This is a genomic window from Methylobacterium oryzae, from assembly GCF_036441375.1.
In the GTDB taxonomy this organism is placed as follows: domain Bacteria; phylum Pseudomonadota; class Alphaproteobacteria; order Rhizobiales; family Beijerinckiaceae; genus Methylobacterium; species Methylobacterium oryzae_A.
Window position 1 is genome coordinate 616,528 of record NZ_MLCA01000010.1, and the last position, 21,398, is coordinate 637,925.

The following is a 21,398-nucleotide window of genomic DNA, read 5'->3' on the forward strand; positions in this document are numbered from 1 at the left end:
GCAGAAATAGGTCCGTCGGCCCGGGAACGTTTCTGTCACGTTGCAGCACGGATTAGCGGTGTCTATCACCCGTTTGACACACCGGGGGCCAAAGCGGCGGCGGGGCTGACAAGCCCGCGCAGAAGGCCGCGGCACGTCGCAGAAGGGGCACACGTCATGGAGCGCGAATCACCGATCACGGCCCTGGAGGCCGTGACCGACGACACGCACGCGGGCGGCCTCCAGGGAGGGACCGGACCGGGCGTGCCGGCGCCCCAGTCCCCGGTGATGGCCTGGAACGAGTGGGATCCGCTGGAGGAGGTGATCGTCGGCTCGCTCGACGGCGCCACGATCCCGACCCACCACCTGACGGTGATCTTCAACCTGCCGCGCGCCGCGCAGCCGTTCTACCGGCTGGCGAGCGGCTGGAAGTATCCGAAGTTCATGAAGAAGCTCGCCCAGGCCGAGCTCGACAACTTCATCACCATTCTCGCCGGCGAGGGCGTGAAGGTCCGCCGCCCCGACGCGGTGGACTTCTCCAAGAAGTTCAAGGCGCCGCGCTGGTCCTCCCGCGGCTTCTGCGTCGCCTGCCCGCGCGACCCGTACCTCGTCATCGGCGACGAGATCATCGAGAGCCCGATGTGCTGGCGCTCGCGCTACTTCGAGGGCGACGCCTACCGGTCGCTGTTCAAGGAGTACTTCCGCGCCGGCGCCCGCTGGACCTCCGCACCGCGCCCGCAGCTGACCGACGACCTCTACAATTACGATTACCGGGTGCCGAACCTGAAGGCCGGCGAGCCCATGCAGTTCACGGTCAACGAGTTCGAGCCGGTCTTCGACGCCGCCGACTTCGTGCGCTGCGGCCGCGACCTGTTCGTCACCCGCTCCAACGTGACGAACCTGATGGGCATCGAGTGGCTGCGCCGCCATCTCGGCCCGGGCTTCCGCATCCACGAGATCGAGAGCCGCTGCCCGCAGCCGATGCACATCGACTCGTCGTTCATGCCGCTGGCCCCCGGCAAGGTGCTTGTGAACCCGGACTACGTCGACGTCGAGAAGCTGCCGGCCGTGCTCAAGAAGTGGGACGTGCTGATCGCCCCGCGCCCCGACCCGGTCGAGGGCTTCATGAGCAAGATCTCGATGTGCTCGCCCTGGACCTCGATCAACGTCCTGGCGATCACCGAGAAGAAGATCGTCGTCGACCAGAGCCAGCCGACACTGATCAAGGCTCTGAAGGACTGGGGCTTCGATCCGATCCCGGCGCCGTTCCTCAGCTACGGCCCGTTCGGCGGCTCGTTCCACTGCGCGACCCTCGACGTCCGCCGCCGGGGCGTGCTGAAGTCGTACTTCTAGGATCGGCCCGCCCGACCCGTCGTCGTTCCGGGGCGCCTCGAGCACCCCGGAATGACGGGAGATGTCACGCGTCGCTTAATGCGCCGCGATCCCCGCGATCAGCGCCGTGTTGAACCCCTCCGGGTCGGACATCTGCGGCGCGTGGCCGAGATCCGGGAATTCCACGAGCCGCGCGCCCGGGATGGCCCTGGCGGCCGCCTTGCCGAGTTCGGGATAGTTGCCGAGGCTCGCCCGCGCCTCCGGCGGCGCGAGGTCCTTGCCGATCGCCGTGTTGTCCTTCTGGCCGATCATGAGCAGGGTCGGGACGGCAATCTGCGGGAACCGGTAGACCACCGGCTCGGTGAGGATCATGTCGTAGAGCAGCGCCGAGTCCCAGGCGACCGCCTCCTTGCCGGGGCCGGCGTTGAGGCCCGCCAGCATCGTCACCCAGGGCTCGTAGCGGGGCTCCCAGGCTCCGGCATAGTAGGTCGCGGTCTCGTAGGCGCGGATCGAGGCCGCCGTCACCTTCAGCTCGCGCTGGTACCATTGCTCCACCGAGGTCGGCGGCACGCCCTTGGCGGCCCAGTCCTCCAGGCCGATCGGGTTGACCAGCACGAGCTGCTCCACCGCCTTCGGGTAGAGCAGGGCGTAGTGCGCGGCGAGCATGCCGCCGGTGGAATGGCCGACCAGGATCGGGCGCTCGACCGCGAGCTTCTCCAGCAGGGCGTGGGTGTTCTCGGCGAGCTGCCGGAAGGTGAACTGGTAGGCCGCCGGCTTGCTCGACTTGCAGAAGCCGACTTGGTCCGGCGCGATCACCCGGTACCCGGCCGCGCTGAGCGCCCGGATCTGGCTCTCCCAGGTGGCGGCGCAGAAGTTCTTGCCGTGGAGCAGCACCGCGGTGCGGCCGTTCGGCGTCGCCGGCCGGACGTCGAGATAGGCCATCTGCAGCGGCTGGCGCTGCGACGTGAACTGGAACCGCTCCACCGGGAACGGGTAGGCGAAGCCCTCGAGCTCCGGCCCGTAGGTCGGCTGCGGCAGAGGCTCCGCGGAAGCGGGTCCCGCCGGCAGCAGGGCCAGCGGGGCCACCAGGACGGAGGCGAGGAGGATTCGGAGCATGGCCGCGTCGGAGCCTGATCTGCGTGCGGCGTGCGGCGCCGCGCCGCCCGCTCAGATCGGTCATCCGGGCGCCCCTGTCCACGCCCCGCGGAGCGGCGCGGCTTCGCGCCCGCCGCTCCGCGCGCTATCTCCCGGGCGCGACCGTCGCCACCGCGGATGTCCCGATGCTGCGCCTCACCACCCTGACCGCCCTCGCCGGCGCGCTCCTTCTCGGGCCGGCCCCGGCCCGGGCGGCGGATGCCTGCGACGTCCTCGCCGCGCGCGTNCATCCGGGCGCCCCTGTCCACGCCCCGCGGAGCGGCGCGGCTTCGCGCCCGCCGCTCCGCGCGCTATCTCCCGGGCGCGACCGTCGCCACCGCGGATGTCCCGATGCTGCGCCTCACCACCCTGACCGCCCTCGCCGGCGCGCTCCTTCTCGGGCCGGCCCCGGCCCGGGCGGCGGATGCCTGCGACGTCCTCGCCGCGCGCGTGATCCGCACCACCGGCGCCTCCCTGGCCGGGCGGGCCGGGCCGGTCGCGGTGTTCCGGGCGCAGGACGCCGAGCGGCTGAGCCTCGATTGCCGCGCCCCCGCCCGGATCACCGTGGCCTCCCGCGACCGCGAGCCGTCGCCGGCCTACTTCGTCCTGATCGGCCGGGCCGCGCAGGCGCTCGCCGGGGCGGACGCCGCCGCGGTCGAGGTGCTGGCGCTCAACCTCCACCAGGCCAGCCTGCTGGCGGACGCCCCGCGCCGGGGCGGAGCCGGCCGCATCCTGATGCTGTGCGAGACCGGCCCGCGCACCGACGCCCTCCGGGACGATCGCACGGTCTGCCGGGTCGCGCCCCGGCCCGGGCTTTCGCGGATCCGCCGCGCGGGCTAGACCGGCCGGCATGTCGAAGATCGAGACACCCGGCCCCGTCGTTCAAGTCGGCGACGCGCGCTTCGCCAATCACCTGCCGCTGACGCTGATCGCCGGCCCGTGCCAGCTCGAAGGGCGCCAGCACGCCCTGGAGATCGCCGCCGCCCTCAAGGAGATGGCCGCGGGCCTGGGCCTCGGCCTCGTGTTCAAGACCTCCTTCGACAAGGCCAACCGCACCTCGGGCAGCGCCGCCCGGGGCATCGGCCTGGACGGGGCGCTCCCGGTCTTCGCCGAGATCCGCGAGACCCTCGGGCTGCCGGTGCTGACCGACGTGCACGCCGCCGAGCAGTGCGCCCGCGCCGCGGAGGCGGTGGACGTGCTGCAGATCCCCGCCTTCCTGTGCCGCCAGACCGACTTGCTGCTGGCCGCCGCCGCGACCGGCCGGGCGGTCAACATCAAGAAGGGTCAGTTCCTGGCGCCCTGGGACATGAAGCACGTCGCCGCCAAGGTGACGGAGGCCGGCAATCCCAACGTCATCGTCACCGAGCGCGGCGCCTCCTTCGGCTACAACACCCTGGTCTCGGACATGCGCAGCCTGCCGATCATGGCGCAGGTCACGCAGGGCGCGCCGGTGGTGTTCGACGCCACCCACTCGGTGCAGCAGCCCGGCGGGCAGGGGGCGAGTTCCGGCGGCCAGCGGGAATTCGTCGCCGTCCTCGCCCGCGCCGCCGTGGCGGTGGGCGTGGCGGGGGTGTTCATCGAGACCCATCCCGACCCCGACCGGGCGCCCTCCGACGGCCCGAACATGGTGGCGCTGAGGGACATGCCGGCCCTGCTCGAGGACCTCCTCGCCTTCGACCGCCTCGCCAAGCGCCGGGTCGGCTGACGTTCTCAGGCCGTCGCCGGCTCAAGAACCTGGATCCGCAGGGGCTGGACGAGGCCGAACCGCCCGTCGGCCTCGCGGGCGGCCGCCGCGAGGAAGGCCGCCTCCACCACGGGCCGCTGCTCCCGGATGGTCGCCTCGCGGGCCGGGTCCACGGCGCTGACGCGGGCGAGGAAGCCGTCGAGGGAGTCGAAGCGCTCCTCCCGCGCGACGGTCACGTCGCGGAGACACGTGTAGGCGCCGCGGGCGCGGGCGGCCGCGATGGCGTCCTGGGCGCTTGCGCGGACTGCGGTCTCGTCCTCGATCGGCCGCAGCGCGTCGAAGAAGCTGCCCTCGGCCAGGGGCTCCACGACGACGAGCCGGCCGCGCGGCACCAGCACGCGCGCCGCCTCGGCGAGGGCGGCCGCCGGGTCCGGCACGTGGTGGAGGGAATTCAGCATCACGGCGCCGTCGAAGCTGGCCGCGGGAAAGGGCAGGGCCTCGCCGCTCGCGGCCTCGAAGCGCGCTTCCGGCACGGTGTCCCGCGCCCGGGCGAGGACCGCCGCGCCGGGATCGATGCCGGTGAGCCGCGCGCCCGCGTCGACCAGCCGCCGCGCCAATGTCCCGGGCCCGCAGCCGATATCGAGGATGCGCTTGCCGGCCAGCGGCGCGAAGCTGTCGCGGATCAGGGTCAGGGCATCCATCGTCGGTCCTCCGCCGGAATCCGTAGCACGACCGCGCCGGAAGAGGATGGATTTCCTCCGCGCGAACGGAACAGCCGTCGCGGCCTCAGGACAGAAGTCCCGCGCGTCGCAGTCGTCGCCCGCGGCCCGAACGCCCCCGCGCAAGAGTTTGGAGGCTCTTCGCGAAGAGGCACCCGAGCTTGACCACAATCAACGGAGAGCCGGGAACGATGAACGGCGGTTCATAATCCCGCCCGCGTGCGCATCCGCACGCAAGCACGCCGTGAAATCTGGAACTGTCCGGGTGCGGCCACGTTAATGGGCATGTTCGATCGAGGATCGAGAAGGAACACTATGCGCAAGATCGGTATCATCGCCACCGCCGCCGCCATGGCTCTCGGCAGCGTGGCCGTCACGACGAGCGCCGAGGCGCGTCCCTACGGCTACCACGGCGGCTACGGCGGCTACGGCCACGGCTACTACCGCGGCCGTCGCGGCATCGGCACCGGCGCCGCCATCGGCCTCGGCATCGCCGGCCTCGCGGCCGGTGCGATCGCCGCGGGCGCGGCCCGCGACAGCTACTACGGCGGCGGCTACGGCTACGCCCCGTCCTACGGCTACGGCTACGCCCCCGTCTACGGCGGCTACGGCTACGCGGCCCCGGGCTACGGCTACTACGGCTACGGCTACTGAGATCGGAGATCCGAGAGGATCGGGGGCGACCGGCGCGAGCCGGTCGCCCTTTTCATTTGGCCGATCAGCGTCCGCGGTAGGGCGGCACGCCCGGATCCGGCAGCCACGCGTTCTTCGGCAGCTCGCCCGTCTGCCAGAACACGTCGATCGGGATGCCGCCGCGGGGATACCAGAAGCCGCCGATGCGCAGGAAGCGCGGCTCCAGAAGGTCGCGCAGCCGCTTGCCGATCGCCACGGTGCAATCCTCGTGGAACGCGCCGTGGTTGCGGAACGAGCCGAGGTAGAGCTTCAGCGACTTCGACTCCACGAGCCAGGCGCCGGGCACGTAGTCGATCACCAGGATCGCGAAATCTGGCTGCCCGGTGACCGGGCAGATCGAGGTGAATTCGGGCGCGGTGAACCGGGCGACGTAGTCGGTATCCGCGTGCGGGTTCGGAACCCGGTCGAGCCGCGCCTCCTCGGGTGAGGTCGGGAAGGGCGTCGGCTGGCCGAGCTGGAGATCGTCGGTGGAGGTCATGGCGGGCATATAGAGCCTGCCGACGCGGCGCGCATCCGCCTGATCCGCGACGCTTTCCCGGGCGGACCCGGCTGTGCGCCGTCACCGTCCCGGCGCTTGCCGCCGGCCGCGGCTTGACGGATAAGCCGCCGCGATGCGCCGCACCCCTGATTTGGGCGCGGCCGCCGACCCGCGGCCCCCGCGAGAGGACGTTCCATGACCGCGATCACCAATATCAGCGCCCGCGAGATCCTCGACAGCCGCGGCAACCCCACGGTCGAGGTCGACGTCATCCTGGAGGACGGCTCCTTCGGCCGCGCCGCGGTGCCGTCGGGCGCCTCCACGGGCGCCCACGAGGCGGTGGAGCTGCGCGACGGCGACAAGAATCGCTTCCTCGGCAAGGGTGTCCTGAAGGCGGTCGAGGCGGCCCAGACCGAGATCCTCGACGCGATCGGCGGCATGGAGGCCGAGGACCAGGTCGCGGTCGACGAGGCGATGATCGAGCTCGACGGCACGCCCAACAAGGCCCGCCTCGGCGCCAACGCGATCCTGGGCGTGTCGCTGGCGGTGGCGAAGGCCGCGGCCGAGGCCTCGGGCCTGCCGCTCTACCGCTACGTCGGCGGCGTGCAGGGCCGGGTCCTGCCGGTGCCGATGATGAACATCATCAACGGCGGGGCGCACGCCGACAACCCGATCGACTTCCAGGAATTCATGATCATGCCGGTGGGCGCCGATTCGCTCGCCGAGGCCGTGCGCATGGGCTCCGAGGTGTTCCACACCCTCAAGGGCAAGCTGAAGAAGGCCGGCCACAACACCAATGTCGGCGACGAGGGCGGTTTCGCCCCGAACCTTCCGTCGGCCGAGGCCGCCCTCGACTTCGTGATGGACGCGATCAGCGCCGCCGGCTTCAAGCCGGGCCAGGACATGGCGCTCGCGCTCGACTGCGCCGCCACCGAGTTCTTCAAGGACGGCGCCTACGCGTACGAGGGCGAGGGCAAGACCCGCACCATCGAGGCGCAGGTCGACTACCTCGCCCAGCTCGTCGCGACCTACCCGATCGTCTCCATCGAGGACGGCATGTCGGAGGATGACTGGGCCGGCTGGAAGCTCCTGACCGACAAGATCGGCGACCGCTGCCAGCTCGTGGGCGACGACCTGTTCGTCACCAACGTCGAGCGCCTGTCCCGCGGCATCGCCGAGGGCACGGCCAACTCGATCCTGATCAAGGTCAACCAGATCGGCTCGCTCACCGAGACGCTGGCGGCGGTCGATATGGCCCAGCGCGCCGGCTACACCGCGGTGATGTCGCACCGCTCGGGCGAGACCGAGGATTCGACCATCGCGGACCTCGCGGTCGCCACCAATTGCGGACAGATCAAGACCGGCTCGCTCGCCCGCTCCGACAGACTGGCCAAGTACAACCAGCTGATCCGCATCGAGGAGGGCCTGGGCCCGCAGGCGCTCTACGCCGGCCCGTCGGCGCTCAAGCAGCTCGCCCGCCGCTGATCCGGCGGATCCTGCTGGCCGGCCTGCTCGGTCTCGGGGCGGCCGGCCCCGCCGGCGCGGACCCGCTCTGCGACGGCGCCCGCACGACGCTCAGCGCGCAGCTGCTGTTCGGCCTGTCGCGGCCGGACGGCGGCCGCGTCCCGGGCGCCGCCTTCGACCGGTTCCTCGCCGAGCGGATCACCCCCCGGTTTCCGGAGGGGCTGACCGTGTTCGCCGGCCGGGGGCAGTGGCGCGGGCCGGACGGGCGGATCGTCCACGAGGCCGCCCGCATCGTCCTGATCGTCACCGAACAAACGCCCGAGGCGGTCGCGGCCCTGCGTGAGATCCGGGAGGCCTACCGGCGCCGCTTCGTGCAGGGCGCGGTCGGGCTGGTGCTCCAGCGGAGCTGCGCGCTGTTCTGACGACGCCGGCGCGGCGCTTCCCACTTTATCCCAGGGCGCCGCAGGCGAGCCCGGAAGACGGCGCTCGCCTCAGGTCATCGCCGCACCGGACGACTCCCCCGGCACGGTCCAGACCCGCATCGGCCGCGACAGGCCGCGCAACTCGATCGTCCCGACCGGCTCCAGCCGCCGCGCGCAGCGCTCGGCGAAGGAATCCGACACGAGGAGGTCGTGACCGAGGGCCGCGCACTGGCTCTCGATGCGGCTGGCCTCGTTGACCGCCCGTCCGATGATGGTGAAGTCGAGCCGCCGCTCGGTCCCGACATTGCCGTAGATGACCGTCCCGAAATGCACGACGCACTCGGCCGGGAGTTCGGGCAGATCCGCGGCGCGGCGGCGGGCGTTGAGCGCCGCGTTGGCGGCGAGCCCTTCGGTCGCGGCGTCGAGGGCGCCGCCGCAGACCGGGCAGGGGAGGGTGCCGGCGTCCGGGACCGGGAAGATCGCCAGGAAGCCGTCGCCCAGGAATTTCAGGATCTCGCCGCCGTGCCGCGCCACCGGGTCGCCGAGGGCGTCGAAATGCTCGTTGAGCCACGTGACCATGTCGGCCGGATCGACCCGGTCGGCCAGGGCCGTGAAGCCGCGCAGGTCGGTCAGCAGGATCGCCGCCGGCACCGCCCGCCCCTCGCCCCGTCGGATCTGACCGTCGAGGATGCGCTCGGCGGTGGACCGTCCGAGATAGGTCGCCGACACCTCGCGGAACGTGTGGGCGAGGCCCATCTTGGCGATCGCCAGCGTCAGGAACGGCAGCACGCCGGCGATGGCCGACAAGTGCGCCGCGGTGAACCCGGCGGCCTCACGGGTGCAGAACGAGACCGCGACGCCGCGCAGGGCGGTGCCGGGCGCGAACTCGACGATGTGCAGCACGTAGTCGACGCCGCCCTGCGCCCCGAGGGCCTTCAGGACCGGAAAGTCGACCGCCAGTCCGGGCGCGTCGAGGCGCCAGCGGCCGAAGGTCTCGCCCTGTTCCACCAAGGCGTAGACGGGGCTCAGGAGCCAGTCGCTCTCCTCGTCGGCGCCGTGGGCGTTGGCGACGAAGGACATCCCCTCGCCCGCGTGCCAGTTGAGGCTGACGCCGCGCAGCGTCGGGTCCAGGGCCGGCGCCATGACGCTGACCCGCCAGACGGGGATGCCGGCCTCGACCAGCGCCTCGCAGAAGCCGGTGAGCAGGGTATCGTGGTCGTCGGTCGCCGTGGCGTGCGCGGCGATCCAGCGCCCCAGATGCGTCAGGTCCATGCCTCGGGCTCGCCCCTGTCGGTACCGGCCGCGGTCCGGCCCTGTCCCGGCCCTTGTCTCGACCGCGGCGCGATCGAAAAGAACCGTTAACCTTTCCGCGCGAGGGTCGCGCCATGGTCGTGCGCCGCCGAGTCAGAATGGTCGTGTTGCCGCTGGGTCTCTGGACCCTGTCGGCGCTCGTTGTCGGCTATTTCGTGTGGCAGGCCGAGAGTGGCAACCGCGGCCTCGAGGCCAAGAAGGCCCTGAAGATCCGCGCCTACGGCCTCAGCCAGGAACTCGCCGCCGTGAAGGCCGAGCGCGCCGTCTGGGAGCACCGGGTGAACCTGCTCAAGAGCGACCAGATCGACCGCGACCTCCTGGAGGAGCGCGCCCGGATCGTCCTGGGCCGGGTCCACGCCAACGACGTGGTCATCATCACGCCCTGACCATTCCGCGAACGGTCCCGCGCTCGACCCGCGCAAGTCCGGGAGCCGGTTTTCCTTAGTCCCGAAAGCCCTCTGACAAGAGCGGCTTCCTGTCAGAGCGGCAGCCCTCGCTTTCCCATCCTCGCTGTCCTACACCCCCACGAAGTCGCGTGGAATCACGGGGAGAGCGCCGATGGACGCTGCCAAGGAGCCTGCCAAAGAGCCCGCAAAGGACGCGTCGTCCGCGCCGGCGCAGGCCGCGAGCCCTCAGGCCGCCGAGGCGCACCGCCCCGCGCCGAACATGCCGCAATTCACGCGGGACGAGGATCTCCACGCCTACCACGAGATGCTGCTGATCCGGCGCTTCGAGGAGAAGGCCGGCCAGCTCTACGGCATGGGCCTGATCGGCGGCTTCTGCCACCTCTATATCGGCCAGGAGGCCGTGGTGATTGGCATGCAGATGGCCTCGGTCGAGGGCGACCAGGTCATCACCGGCTACCGCGACCACGGCCACATGCTCGCCTGCGGCATGGACCCGAAGGGCGTCATGGCCGAGCTGACCGGCCGCCGCGGCGGCTACAGCCGCGGCAAGGGCGGCTCGATGCACATGTTCAGCCGCGAGAAGCAGTTCTTCGGCGGCCACGGCATCGTCGGCGCGCAGGTCTCGCTCGGCACCGGCCTCGCCTTCGCGGACCATTACCGGGAGAACGGCAAGGTCAGCCTGACCTACATGGGCGACGGCGCCGCCAACCAGGGCCAGGTCTACGAGAGCTTCAACATGGCGGCCCTCTGGAAGCTGCCGGTCGTCTACGTGATCGAGAACAACCGCTACGCCATGGGCACCTCGGTGGCCCGGGCCTCGGCGCAGACCGACTTCTCGAAGCGCGGCCTCTCTTTCGGCATCCCGGGCGAGCAGGTCGACGGCATGGACGTGCGCACCGTGCGCGAGGCCGCCACGCGGGCGATCGAGCATGCCCGCACCGGCCAGGGCCCGTACATCCTGGAGATGCAGACCTACCGCTACCGGGGCCACTCCATGTCCGATCCGGCCAAGTACCGGACCAAGGACGAGGTCTCGAAGATGCGCGACGAGCACGACCCGATCGAGATGGTGCGCAAGCGCCTGCTCGAGCTGCACGGCGTGCCGGAGGCCGATCTGAAGGCCACCGACGCCAAGGTCCGCGAGACGGTCAACGCCTCGGCCGAGTTCGCCACCAACGATCCAGAGCCCGATCCCTCGGAGCTGTGGACCGACATCCTGCTGGACGCGCACGCCTGAGCTCGTCGCCGACGACGCTGGCCGCCCCTTAACGAGACGACGACCGCAGAGCTGAGCATGGCGACCGACATCCTGATGCCCGCCCTCTCGCCCACCATGGAGGAGGGCAAGCTCGCCAAGTGGCTGAAGAAGGAGGGCGACCCGATCAAGTCCGGCGACGTGCTGGCCGAGATCGAGACCGACAAGGCCACCATGGAGGTGGAGGCGATCGACGAGGGCATCCTCGCCAAGATCCTGATCGCCGAGGGCACCGAGGGCGTCGCGGTCAACACGCCGATCGCCGTCATCGCCGGCGAGGGCGAGGACCCGTCGAGCGTGCAGGCCGGCGGCGGCGCCAAGCCCAACGGCGCCGGCGGCCACCCGGCCCCGACGCCCGACATGCAGGCCGAGGGCTTGGCCGACAAGGCCGCCCCCGCGGCCAAGACCGGCGACGACGCTCCGAAGGCGCCGGCCGCGCCGGCCGTCATCACCAACAAGGCCCAAGAGCCGGTGATGGAGGAGTTCCCGGCCGACACGCCGATGGTCACCCAGACCGTCCGCGAGGCCCTGCGCGACGCCATGGCCGAGGAGATGCGCCGCGACGGCGACGTCTTCGTCATGGGCGAGGAGGTCGCCGAGTACCAGGGCGCCTACAAGGTCACCCAGAACCTGCTGCAGGAGTTCGGGCCGAAGCGCGTGGTCGACACCCCGATCACCGAGCACGGCTTCGCCGGCATCGGCGTGGGCGCGGCGCTGGCCGGCCTGAAGCCGATCGTCGAGTTCATGACCTTCAACTTCGCCATGCAGGCGATCGACCACATCATCAACTCGGCGGCCAAGACCCTGTACATGTCCGGCGGCCAGCTCGGCTGCCCGATCGTGTTCCGCGGCCCCAACGGCGCGGCCGCCCGCGTCGCCGCTCAGCACAGCCACGACTACTCCGCGTGGTACTCCAACGTGCCGGGCCTGAAGGTCATCGCGCCCTACACGGCGTCCGACGCCAAGGGCCTGCTCAAGGCCGCGATCCGCGACCCGAACCCGATCATCTTCCTCGAGAACGAGATCCTGTACGGGCAGTCCTTCCCGGTGCCGAAGCTCGACGACTTCGTGCTGCCGATCGGCAAGGCGAAGATCCACCGCACCGGCAGCGACGTGACCATCGTGTCCTTCGCCATCGGCATGACCTACGCCCTCAAGGCCGCCCAGGCGCTCGCCGAGCAGGGCATCGAGGCCGAGGTGATCGACCTGCGCACGATCCGCCCGATGGACACCGAGACGGTGGTGCAATCGGTCAAGAAGACCGGCCGCTGCATCACCGTGGAGGAGGGCTTCCCGCAATCCGGCGTCGGCGCCGAGATCGTGGCCCGCCTGATGGTCGACGCCTTCGACTTCCTGGACGCCCCGGTCCTGCGCATTACCGGCAAGGACGTGCCGATGCCCTACGCGGCCAACCTCGAGAAGCTGGCGCTGCCGACGGTGGCGGAGGTCGTCGAGGCGGCCAAGAGCGTCTGCTACAAGTGACGGGCGCGCGGGCGACGGCGTCGCCCGCCCCGGCCAAATCGAGGGACAGCCGGCGCGCCATGAGCCAGGATTCCAGCCGCGACTTCGCCGAACTCGCCATCCCGCCCGACGCCCTGGAACAGGGCGGCATCGAGGTGCTGCGCGCGGCCGTGGTGGACGGCGCGGTGAGCGTGGCGCTCCGCCGCTCCTTCGACGATCCGGCGACCTGGGGCCGCCTCCTGGCCGACCTCGCCCGGCAGGCCGCCCGCGCCTACGCGCTGGAGACCGACATGTCGGAGGACGAGGCGGTCGAGCGCATCCGCGCCGGTTGGGAGGCCGAGGGGCTCGACCCCGGCGGCTTCAACTGACGATGGCGGCCGACCATGGCTGAGGCGGCTGTCCGGCAGGCGACCTACGCGGATCTGGAGGCGGTCCCGGAGCATCGCGTCGCCGAGATCATCGACGGCGTGCTGGAGACGCATCCGCGGGGACGGCCTCCTCTGCTGGGGGCCACCGTGTTCTCCCTGGCAGCTCTGCTCGGCTCCCGCATGCCGCGCAGGCGGGTTGATCCGAGCGCGTGGATCTTCATGAGCAGGCCGGAACTTCGTTTCGGCCCGCACGTGGTTGTTCCTGACCTCGCGGGCTGGCGCCGCGAACGGCTTCCGACCGAGCCCGCGGATACCTTCATCGAGACCCCTCCGGATTGGGTGTGCGAGATCCTCTCGCCGTCCACGATCCGCCTCGACCGCGGCCGCAAACGCCGCATCTACGGCGAGGCCGGGGTCCATCACCTCTGGCTGCTCGACCCGGCGGCCGGCGTGCTCGAAGGCTTCGCCTTCGCGGACGGGCGCTGGGTGCTCCTCGCCACGGTCCAGCGCGGCGAGACCGTGGCCCTGCCGCCCTTCGACGCCGTCCCGTTCCCCCTCGACGACCTCTTCCCCTTCGACGATCCGGCCGCCCCGGCCTTGCCCGAGACCTGATGCCATGCCGATCAACGTGCTGATGCCCGCGCTCTCCCCGACCATGGAGAAGGGCAACCTCGCCAAGTGGCTCAAGAAGGAGGGTGACGCGATCAAGTCCGGCGACGTGCTGGCCGAGATCGAGACCGACAAGGCCACCATGGAGGTGGAGGCCATCGACGAGGGCGTGCTCGCCAAGATCCTCGTGCCCGAGGGCACCGCGGACGTGCCGGTCAACGACCTGATCGCCATCATCGCCGCCGAGGGCGAGGACCCGTCGAGCGTGCAGGCCGGCGGCGCGCCGAAAGCCGCCGCGAACGGCGAGGCCAAGGCCGAATCCAAGCCCGCGGCCGGCGCCTCGGCGGCCGACCAGAACACCACGCCCGGCGGCGGCCACATGTCGTACGAGCGGGTGAACGCCGCGCCGGAGGGCGCGCAGCCGAGCGGTGCACCGCAGGGCGGCGCGCAGGCCGGATCGGGCGGCCGGGTCTTCGCCTCGCCGCTCGCCCGGCGCATCGCCAAGCAGGAGGGCGTCGATCTCGGCGCCGTCCAGGGCAGCGGGCCGCACGGCNTCCAGGTCGCGAAGGCCTCCGGCGCCACCAAGGCACCCGCCGCCGCGCAGGCCGCCGCCGAGGCGCCGAAGGCGGTCGCACCGGCCCCGAAGGCCGCCCCCGCGGGCGGCGGGCCGGCCGGCCTCACGACCGACCAGGTCAAGGGCTTCTTCGCCAAGGATGCCTACGAGGAGGTGCCCCTCGACGGCATGCGCAAGACCATCGCCAAGCGCCTCACCGAGGCGATGCAGGTCGCCCCGCACTTCTACCTGACGGTGGATTGCGAGCTCGACGCGCTGATGAAGCTGCGCGAGACGCTGAACGGCTCCGCCGGCAAGGACAAGGACGGCAAGCCCGCCTTCAAGCTCTCGGTGAACGACTTCGTCATCAAGGCGATGGGCCTCGCCCTGACCCGCGTGCCGGCCGCCAACGCGGTCTGGGCCGAGGACCGGATCCTGCGCTTCAAGAACGCCGAGGTCGGCGTCGCGGTGGCGATCGACGGCGGGCTGTTCACCCCGGTGATCCGCCGGGCGAACGAGAAGACGCTCTCGACCATCTCCAACGAGATGAAGGATTTCGCCGCCCGAGCGCGCGCCAAGAAGCTGAAGCCCGAGGAGTATCAGGGCGGCGTCACCTCGGTGTCGAACCTCGGCATGTTCGGGATCAAGCACTTCACCGCGGTGATCAACCCGCCGCAATCGAGCATCCTGGCGGTGGGCGCCGGCGAGAAGCGCGTCGTCGTGAAGGACGGGGCGCCGGCGGTCGTCCAGGTGATGACCTGCACCCTGTCGTGCGATCACCGGGTGCTCGACGGGGCGCTCGGGGCGGAGCTGATCTCGGCCTTCAAGGGGCTGATCGAGAACCCGATGGGCATGCTGGTCTGAGCCGGAGCACACGATGTCCGACACCTACGACGTCCTCATCATCGGCGCCGGGCCCGGCGGCTACGTCACGGCGATCCGCGCGGCGCAGCTCGGCTTCAAGACCGCCGTGGTCGACCGCGAGCATCTCGGCGGAATCTGCCTGAACTGGGGCTGCATCCCCACCAAGGCCCTGCTCCGCTCGGCCGAGATCTTCCACTACTTCCAGCATCCCGGCGAGTACGGGCTGACGGCTGAGAAGGTCGGGTTCGACACCGCCGCCATCGTGAAGCGCTCTCGCGGCGTCTCGGCCCGCCTCAACGGCGGCGTCGGCATGCTGCTCAAGAAGAACAAGGTCGACGTGATCTGGGGCGAGGCCGCGGTCGACAGCGTCGCGAAGGGCAACCAGCCCGGCCAGGTCACCGTGAAGGAGACCAAGCGCGCCGAGCCGCCGAAGGGCGCCAAGGGCGCCGGCACCTACCAGGCCAAGCACATCATCGTGGCGACCGGCGCTCGCCCCCGGGCGATCCCCGGGATCGAGCCCGACAAGAAGCTGATCTGGACCTACTACGAGGCCATGGTCCCCGAGACGATGCCCAAGAGCCTGCTGGTGATGGGCTCGGGTGCCATCGGCATCGAGTTCGCCTCGTTCTACCGGACCATGGGCGCCGAGGTGACCGTGGTGGAGCTGCTGCCGCAGATCCTGCCCGTGGAGGATGCCGAGATCGCCGGCCTCGCCCGCAAGCGCTTCGAGAAGCAGGGCATCAAGATCCTCACCGGCGCCAAGGTCACGAAGGTCGAGAAGGGCGCGAACTCCATCACGGCGACCATCGAGGGCGGCGACGGCAAGACCCAGCAGATCACGGCCGAGAAGCTGATCTCGGCGGTGGGCGTCGTCGGCAACATCGAGAATATCGGCCTCGAGAAGCTCGGGGTGAAGATCGACCGCGGCATCGTGGTGACCGACGGGCTCGGCCGCACCAACGTGCCCGGCCTCTACGCCATCGGCGACGTCGCCGGCCCGCCGATGCTCGCCCACAAGGCCGAGCACGAGGGCGTCATCTGCATCGAGACCATCAAGGGCCTGCACACGCACCCGATGGACAAGGCCAAGATCCCGGGCTGCACCTACTGCCAGCCGCAGATCGCCAGCGTCGGGCTCACCGAGGCCAAGGCCAAGGAGCAGGGCTTCTCGGTGAAGGTCGGCCGGTTCCCCTTCGCGGGCAACGGCAAGGCGATCGCGCTCGGCGAGCCGGACGGGCTGATCAAGACCGTGTTCGACGCCAAGACCGGCCAGCTGCTCGGCGCCCACATGGTCGGCGCCGAGGTGACCGAGCTGATCCAGGGCTACGTGGTGGCGATGAATCTGGAGAGCACCGAGGAGGAGCTGATGCACACGGTGTTCCCGCACCCGACGCTCAGCGAGATGATGCACGAGAGCGTGCTCGATGCGTATGGGAAGGTGATCCATACGTAGTCGGGATCTGCGCGTCTGCGGCCGTACTCGGCCGCAGCGCCGTCCTCAGCCACCGACCGCCTCCACCGGCTCCGCCTGCTCCGGTGACGGCACGTAGGCACACCATTCGCAGATGCCCTGCTCGGCGCCGCGCTGCGCGTTGCGCTGCGAGCAGAGCGGGCAGACGAGCAGGATCAGCCGCGTACCGGACCTCAGTGCCAGCCCGCGGCCCCGGAACGTGACTGCGGTTGCCCCGTCGTCCAGCGGCCGCTCGCGGGCCCAGGCGCTCACGAGACTCCCTCGCAGGCTGACGGGCCAACCGAAATTCTGTCCGCGACTTCCATCTGCATGGTGACGCCCCCCAGCGTTCCGGCCAAGCTGGCCTTGCCGGGATAAGCCGTGAGCGGGCGAATGGCTCCGCTTCCGGCTGTGCATGAGCCTGGGATGCGCGCGGGCCCGATCGCCCGTATGAGTCGCGCTCACGCAGAGCGGGAACGAGGCGGGATCCGATGCAGGGCGAACACGGCGCGGCGGTCACCGGCCTGCCCACCTATGCCGACGTGGCGCGCGCGGCCGAGCGCATCGCGGGGGCCGCGCACCGCACGCCGGTGCTCACCTCCCGCACCGCCGACGCGATGACCGGCGCGAAGCTGTTCTTCAAGGCCGAGAACCTGCAGCGGGCCGGGGCCTTCAAGTTCCGCGGGGCCTACAACGCCATCAGCGCGTTGCCGGAGGCGGAGCGCGCCCGCGGGGTGATCACCTTCTCGTCGGGCAACCACGCCCAGGCGGTCGCCCTGGCCTGCCGCCTGCTCGGCGCCCCGGCCACGATCATCATGCCGGAGGACGCCCCGGCGGCGAAGATCGAGGGCAGCCGCGGCTACGGCGCCGAGGTGATCCTGTACGACCGCTACAGCCAGGACCGCGAGGCGCTCGGCCGGTCGATCGCGGGGCCCCGCGGCCTGACGCTGATCCCGCCCTTCAACCATCCCGACGTCATCGCCGGGCAGGGGACGCTGGCGCAGGAGCTGATCGAGACCGTGGGCGACCTCGACGTGCTGGTGGCCTGCCTCGGCGGCGGCGGCCAGCTCGCGGGCTGCGCGCTCGCCGCCGCGGACCTGTCCCCGGGCTGCCGGGTGATCGGCGTCGAGCCCGAGGCCGGCAATGACGGGCAGCGCTCGTTCCGGGAGGGGCAGGTGGTGACGATCCCGGTGCCCCGCACCATCGCCGACGGCGCGCAGTCGACGGCGCTGGGCGACCTCACCTTCGCGATCATCCGCCGGCACGTCGCCGACATCGTCACGGTCTCGGACGCCCAGCTCGTCGAGACCATGCGGTTCTTCGCGAGCCGGATGAAGATCGTGGTCGAGCCCACCGGCTGCCTCGCGGCGGCGGCGGTGCTCAACGGCCTGGTGAATGTCCGGGGCAAGCGGGTCGGGGTGGTGATCAGCGGCGGCAACGTCGATCTCGCGACCTTCGCGCAGCTCACCGCCGGGGCCGCCTGAGCCAAGTTGAGACGGGGGGCCGCACGGCAACCCTTTGGAAGCCCGAAAAGCGGCGATCCGACCCACCGCCTCATCCTGAGGTGCCGGAGCGCAGCGGAGGCCTCGAAGGAGGGCTCCAGGGATCGCTCGGCCAGCTGGAGGGCTCCTTCGAGGCCCGCTTCGCGGTCACCTCAGGATGAGGGAGTTGGGTGGGATCACCCAAGCCTTGTGATCGGGCACGGCGCTTCGGCGCCGAATGCCGGGCCGGTGTGACCCCGGCGCGGTGGACCGGCCTCAACCCAATGCTTATCTTGAGCGGGTCAGAATGCGCGTCCCCGGGCCTTGAACCCGGATGGGCGGGAGGGTGACGATGTCCGCAGGTTTCAAGGTTCTCTCGCTGACCGATCGGGCTGCCGATCGGATCAAGGCGATCATGGCGGAGGCCGACCGGCCGATTGCCGGGCTCCGCGTCGGTGTCCGCAACGGCGGCTGCGCCGGCATGTCCTACACGATGGAATATGCCGAGGCGGTCAAGCCCGGCGAGGACGTGGTCGAGGATCGCGGCGTGCGCGTCTTCGTCGACCCGAAGGCGGTGCTGTTCCTGCTCGGCACCGAGATGGACTTCACGACCAACAAGCTGGCGTCGCAGTTCGTGTTCAACAACCCGAACCAGACCTCGGCCTGCGGCTGCGGGGAGTCGGTGGCGATCACGCCGGTCTCGGCGGACCGCCTGCCCGCGCAGGTCTGAGAAGCTCCCCGCCACGGAGCGGAGCGGGCCGGCAGTGCGCCGCCGCCCGGCCCTTCGTGCGCGGATGCGGGGCGTCGCCGCGGCGCGCCCTCAGGCGACCTGCGACAGCGACTCGGCGGCGTCGTCGAGGAAGCGGTTCCGGCCGGAACGCTTCGCCGCGAACATGCACAGATCGGCCCGCTCCATCAGCGAGGCCGGCGTGTCGCCCGGGCGCAGCACCGCGACCCCCAGGGAGATGGTGATCTTGCCGAGCGACTCGCCGGTCGAGCGCTTGACCAGCTCGCGCCCCATGACGCTGGTGCGGACCGTCTCAGCCACCTGCTTGGCCACCGCCCGGTCGGCCCCCGGGAGGATGATGCCGAATTCCTCGCCGCCGAACCGGGCGAGCTGCGCCTGCTTGCCGGCATTCTCGCGCATCACGATCGCCACGAGCCGCAGGACCTGGTCGCCCGTGAGGTGACCGTAGAGGTCGTTGAATCGCTTGAAGAAGTCGATGTCGAGGATGATCAGGCTCATGGGCGTGGTGCGCGCCCGCGCCGTCTCCATCGAGGCCTTCAGCGACTCCTCGAAATGCTTGCGGTTCGCCAGCCCCGTCAGGGCGTCCGTCAGGCTCTCGCGCCGGGTCGCCTCGAGTTTCTCGCGCAGGGTCTCGATCTCGCTGCGGGTCTCGCGCATCCGGGCCTCGAGGATCCGGTTGTTGGCGGCAACCTCGCGGGTCGTGGCGGCCAGCGTCGCGACGATCTCGCCGAACCGCACCCGGCTCGGGACGCCCTGGGAGAGGTCCTGGGCGACCCCGCGCAGCGACTCGCTGTACTGCGCCGTCGAGCCCAGGGAGAGGTCCAGGATCTCGGTGACGGCCGCGATCTCGCTGAGGACGATGCGGCTGACGTCGTCGGTGGTGCTCGCGAGGCGGCGCCCGTCGAGATAGGTCTCGTGAAGGTCGTCGATATCGCCCTCGGTGAGGCAGCCGTTCTGGGTGGTGAGACGCTTCACGGCGTCGGCGAGGAGCGGCAGCTCCCCCGAGACGTAGGCGTACCAGACGGCATAGGCGCGCGGCGTCGCGGAGGGGCCGTAGTCGCGAATCAGATCGTGGCTGCGCTTCGCCAAGGCGAAGCTGCGATCGCGATCCGAATAGGTCTCCTGGCTCATCCGTATCCCGTGGTCCGGGGCGACCGGCGCGCATGCGCCGTGGCCCTGACCTGATATACGGCTGCCTGGTAGCCGGACAGTTAAGCCCGAACGACGTCTGTTACTTATCCTTCTTCGCCAAGACTGGTCGAAGCAGGAAGGCCGGGACGTGGGAGCCGAGGCCCACGGGCGTGTCCCCATCCGCCTCGATCCGGCGCCCGCGCTCCTCGCGCGCGGACTCACCGCCGCGTCCTGTCGAGCGGCCCGACGCGCGCGGCTCCGGACGGTTCTCGGAGCGGCTCTCGGCACGATCGTCCGGACGGCTCTCCGCGCGCGCCGCGCCGCGGCCACCGCGAGACCGGGTCGGACGCTCGCGGACCTCCTCGGTCTCGCCGGCGCTCCGGGCGCTCTTCTCGACGACGCCCTTGTCAGCGCCCTTGTCGGCGGCGCCCTTGTCGCCGCTCCGGCCACCGCCCTTGGCGGAGCGCGTACCCCGGCGCCCGTCGCTCGACCGGCCGCGGTGCCGCGTAGCGGTGTCGCCGGACGATTCGGCCACGCTCGACAGGTCGCCGTCCAGCCAAGGGATCGGCTGCCCGATCAGCGCCTCTATGGCGCCGAGGGAGCGGGTGTCGTCGGGGGCGACCAGCGTGTAGGCCGTGCCGCTCCGGCCGGCGCGGCCGGTGCGGCCGATCCGGTGGACGTAATCCTCCGGGTGATGCGGCACGTCGAAGTTGAAGACGTGGCTGACCGCCGGGATATCGAGGCCGCGCGCCGCCACGTCGCTGGCGACGAGCAGGGCGGTCTCACCGTTGCGGAACCCGTCGAGCGCCGTCGTGCGGGCGCGCTGGTCCATGTCGCCGTGGAGGGCGGCGGCGTCGAAGCCGTGGCTGACCAGGGATTTCTGCAGCAGCGCGACGTCGCGCTTGCGGTTGCAGAAGATGATCCCGTTCTTCAGCTCGCCCTCGCCGCGGATCAGGGTGCGCAGGCGCTCGCGCTTGGCGTGGCCCTCGGCGCCGGTGGCGACGAGGCGCTGGGTGATCGTGGTCGCCGTGGAGGCGGGCCGGGCCACCTCGACCCGCTGCGGGTTGTGCAGGAACATGTCCGCCAGCCGCTCGATCTCCGGCGGCATGGTCGCCGAGAAGAACAGGGTCTGCCGGGTGAACGGTACCATCTTCACGATGCGCTCGATGTCGGGGATGAACCCCATGTCGAGCATGCGGTCGGCCTCGTCGATGACCAGCAGCTCGACGCCCGTGAGCAGCAGCTTGCCGCGCTCGAAATGGTCGAGGAGGCGCCCCGGCGTCGCGATCAGCACGTCGGTGCCGCGCATCAGCTTGGCGTCCTGGTCGGCGAAGGAGACGCCGCCGATGATCAGCGCCACGTTGAGCTTGTGGTTGGTGCCGTAGCGGTCGAAATTCTCGACCACCTGGGCGGCCAGCTCGCGGGTCGGCTCCAGGATCAGCGTGCGCGGCATCCGGGCGCGGGCGCGGCCGTTCTCCAGCAGCGTCAGCATCGGCAGCGTGAACGCCGCCGTCTTGCCGGTGCCGGTCTGGGCGATCCCGAGGACGTCGCGGCGCGCCAGCACGTGGGGGATGGCCTCGGCCTGGATCGGCGTCGGCTCCGTGTAACCCGCCGCTTCGACGGCGTTCAGGACTTTCTCACTCAGTCCCAGGTCGGAAAAAGGCATCTGCGTTCAGGAACCGTTGCGCGCCCGGCCGGCGCGAAGGACACCGTCGCGGCAACGGCTGGGAAAGGCTCGCGCGGGGCGCTCGGACGCTCCCGGGGCCGCGGGGCGCATGCTGCCTGTCAGTTAGGGCCTTGGCGCGACTTGTCAATCTCGCAATGGCAATAGCGGGCGGCCACGCACAGAGGATCG

22 protein-coding genes are annotated in these 21,398 nt (G+C 71.0%); 15 read left to right on the forward strand and 7 right to left on the reverse strand.

What is annotated here, in order from left to right; genetic code table 11:
- Positions 1-156: 156 nt before the first annotated feature.
- Positions 157-1,332 (forward strand): amidinotransferase, encoded by a 1,176-nt coding sequence (locus tag MOTC310_RS21305; protein WP_331291048.1) that lies wholly within the window; start codon positions 157-159, stop codon positions 1,330-1,332.
- Between the two features lie 75 nt (positions 1,333-1,407).
- Here MOTC310_RS21305 and MOTC310_RS21310 read toward each other — a convergent pair whose 3' ends face one another.
- A complete protein-coding gene (locus tag MOTC310_RS21310; RefSeq protein WP_331303203.1) occupies positions 1,408-2,427 on the reverse strand; it encodes an alpha/beta fold hydrolase in 1,020 nt (339 codons plus the stop codon).
- A 369-nt stretch (positions 2,428-2,796) separates the two neighbouring features.
- Between MOTC310_RS21310 and MOTC310_RS21315 the strand changes: the two genes are divergently transcribed.
- Positions 2,797-3,285 (forward strand): hypothetical protein, encoded by a 489-nt coding sequence (locus MOTC310_RS21315; RefSeq protein WP_331303204.1) that lies wholly within the window; start codon positions 2,797-2,799, stop codon positions 3,283-3,285.
- Between the two features lie 10 nt (positions 3,286-3,295).
- Positions 3,296-4,150: a 3-deoxy-8-phosphooctulonate synthase gene (gene kdsA / locus MOTC310_RS21320; RefSeq protein ID WP_331303205.1), complete on the forward strand. Its 855-nt coding sequence runs from the start codon at positions 3,296-3,298 to the stop codon at positions 4,148-4,150.
- 5 nt (positions 4,151-4,155) lie between these two features.
- Here the strand turns inward: kdsA and MOTC310_RS21325 are convergent, their stop codons facing one another.
- Positions 4,156-4,830: a class I SAM-dependent methyltransferase gene (locus MOTC310_RS21325; protein WP_331303206.1), complete on the reverse strand. Its 675-nt coding sequence runs from the start codon at positions 4,828-4,830 to the stop codon at positions 4,156-4,158.
- Between the two features lie 333 nt (positions 4,831-5,163).
- Here MOTC310_RS21325 and MOTC310_RS21330 point away from each other — a divergent pair, with 333 nt between their 5' ends.
- Positions 5,164-5,502: a hypothetical protein gene (locus MOTC310_RS21330; RefSeq protein WP_012317985.1), complete on the forward strand. Its 339-nt coding sequence runs from the start codon at positions 5,164-5,166 to the stop codon at positions 5,500-5,502.
- A gap of 64 nt (positions 5,503-5,566) precedes the next feature.
- Here the strand turns inward: MOTC310_RS21330 and queF are convergent, their stop codons facing one another.
- Positions 5,567-6,019, reverse strand: coding sequence for a preQ(1) synthase (queF, locus tag MOTC310_RS21335; RefSeq protein WP_331291055.1), 453 nt, complete (start codon positions 6,017-6,019; stop codon positions 5,567-5,569).
- Positions 6,020-6,214: 195 nt separating this feature from the next.
- Between queF and eno the strand changes: the two genes are divergently transcribed.
- Both eno and MOTC310_RS21345 read left to right on the forward strand, forming a co-directional pair.
- Complete coding sequence (eno, locus tag MOTC310_RS21340) at positions 6,215-7,504, forward strand: phosphopyruvate hydratase (RefSeq protein ID WP_012317987.1); 1,290 nt, start codon at positions 6,215-6,217, stop codon at positions 7,502-7,504.
- Between the two features lie 104 nt (positions 7,505-7,608).
- Positions 7,609-7,905, forward strand: a complete 297-nt coding sequence (locus MOTC310_RS21345; protein WP_331303383.1) for a DUF3574 domain-containing protein — start codon at positions 7,609-7,611, stop codon at positions 7,903-7,905.
- Between the two features lie 69 nt (positions 7,906-7,974).
- Here MOTC310_RS21345 and MOTC310_RS21350 read toward each other — a convergent pair whose 3' ends face one another.
- Positions 7,975-9,177 carry an adenylate/guanylate cyclase domain-containing protein gene (locus tag MOTC310_RS21350; RefSeq protein WP_331303207.1) on the reverse strand — a complete coding sequence of 401 codons (1,203 nt, stop codon included), beginning with the start codon at positions 9,175-9,177 and terminating at the stop codon, positions 7,975-7,977.
- A gap of 113 nt (positions 9,178-9,290) precedes the next feature.
- Between MOTC310_RS21350 and MOTC310_RS21355 the strand changes: the two genes are divergently transcribed.
- The 7 genes from MOTC310_RS21355 (at position 9,291) to lpdA (ending at position 16,186) form a co-directional block, all read left to right on the forward strand.
- Positions 9,291-9,602, forward strand: coding sequence for an FtsB family cell division protein (locus MOTC310_RS21355; RefSeq protein ID WP_012317989.1), 312 nt, complete (start codon positions 9,291-9,293; stop codon positions 9,600-9,602).
- A 172-nt stretch (positions 9,603-9,774) separates the two neighbouring features.
- Entirely contained in the window at positions 9,775-10,860 is a 1,086-nt protein-coding gene (gene pdhA, locus MOTC310_RS21360) for a pyruvate dehydrogenase (acetyl-transferring) E1 component subunit alpha (protein ID WP_331291057.1), read from the forward strand.
- 57 nt (positions 10,861-10,917) lie between these two features.
- Positions 10,918-12,360 (forward strand): pyruvate dehydrogenase complex E1 component subunit beta, encoded by a 1,443-nt coding sequence (locus MOTC310_RS21365; protein WP_331291059.1) that lies wholly within the window; start codon positions 10,918-10,920, stop codon positions 12,358-12,360.
- 59 nt (positions 12,361-12,419) lie between these two features.
- Positions 12,420-12,707 carry a DUF5076 domain-containing protein gene (locus MOTC310_RS21370; protein WP_331291060.1) on the forward strand — a complete coding sequence of 96 codons (288 nt, stop codon included), beginning with the start codon at positions 12,420-12,422 and terminating at the stop codon, positions 12,705-12,707.
- A 15-nt stretch (positions 12,708-12,722) separates the two neighbouring features.
- On the forward strand, positions 12,723-13,319 hold the full coding sequence (locus MOTC310_RS21375) for a Uma2 family endonuclease (RefSeq protein ID WP_331303208.1): 597 nt from the start codon (positions 12,723-12,725) through the stop codon (positions 13,317-13,319).
- 4 nt (positions 13,320-13,323) lie between these two features.
- A complete protein-coding gene (locus MOTC310_RS21380) occupies positions 13,324-14,733 on the forward strand; it encodes a pyruvate dehydrogenase complex dihydrolipoamide acetyltransferase (protein ID WP_331303209.1) in 1,410 nt (469 codons plus the stop codon).
- A 13-nt stretch (positions 14,734-14,746) separates the two neighbouring features.
- The gene (lpdA, locus tag MOTC310_RS21385; protein WP_331291064.1) at positions 14,747-16,186 is read left to right on the forward strand and encodes a dihydrolipoyl dehydrogenase; all 1,440 of its coding nucleotides are present in this window, start codon (positions 14,747-14,749) and stop codon (positions 16,184-16,186) included.
- 45 nt (positions 16,187-16,231) lie between these two features.
- On the opposite strand, the gene MOTC310_RS21390 is transcribed toward lpdA, so the two are convergent.
- A complete protein-coding gene (locus MOTC310_RS21390) occupies positions 16,232-16,456 on the reverse strand; it encodes a hypothetical protein (RefSeq protein WP_331291065.1) in 225 nt (74 codons plus the stop codon).
- A 218-nt stretch (positions 16,457-16,674) separates the two neighbouring features.
- Between MOTC310_RS21390 and MOTC310_RS21395 the strand changes: the two genes are divergently transcribed.
- Together MOTC310_RS21395 and MOTC310_RS21400 are read left to right on the forward strand one after the other, a co-directional pair.
- Positions 16,675-17,667 (forward strand): threo-3-hydroxy-L-aspartate ammonia-lyase, encoded by a 993-nt coding sequence (locus MOTC310_RS21395; protein ID WP_331303210.1) that lies wholly within the window; start codon positions 16,675-16,677, stop codon positions 17,665-17,667.
- A 349-nt stretch (positions 17,668-18,016) separates the two neighbouring features.
- Entirely contained in the window at positions 18,017-18,394 is a 378-nt protein-coding gene (locus MOTC310_RS21400; protein ID WP_331291068.1) for a HesB/IscA family protein, read from the forward strand.
- Between the two features lie 90 nt (positions 18,395-18,484).
- Here MOTC310_RS21400 and MOTC310_RS21405 read toward each other — a convergent pair whose 3' ends face one another.
- Both MOTC310_RS21405 and MOTC310_RS21410 read right to left on the reverse strand, forming a co-directional pair.
- On the reverse strand, positions 18,485-19,543 hold the full coding sequence (locus MOTC310_RS21405; RefSeq protein ID WP_331291069.1) for a GGDEF domain-containing protein: 1,059 nt from the start codon (positions 19,541-19,543) through the stop codon (positions 18,485-18,487).
- Positions 19,544-19,643: 100 nt separating this feature from the next.
- Entirely contained in the window at positions 19,644-21,209 is a 1,566-nt protein-coding gene (locus tag MOTC310_RS21410; RefSeq protein WP_331303211.1) for a DEAD/DEAH box helicase, read from the reverse strand.
- Positions 21,210-21,398: the final 189 nt, after the last annotated feature.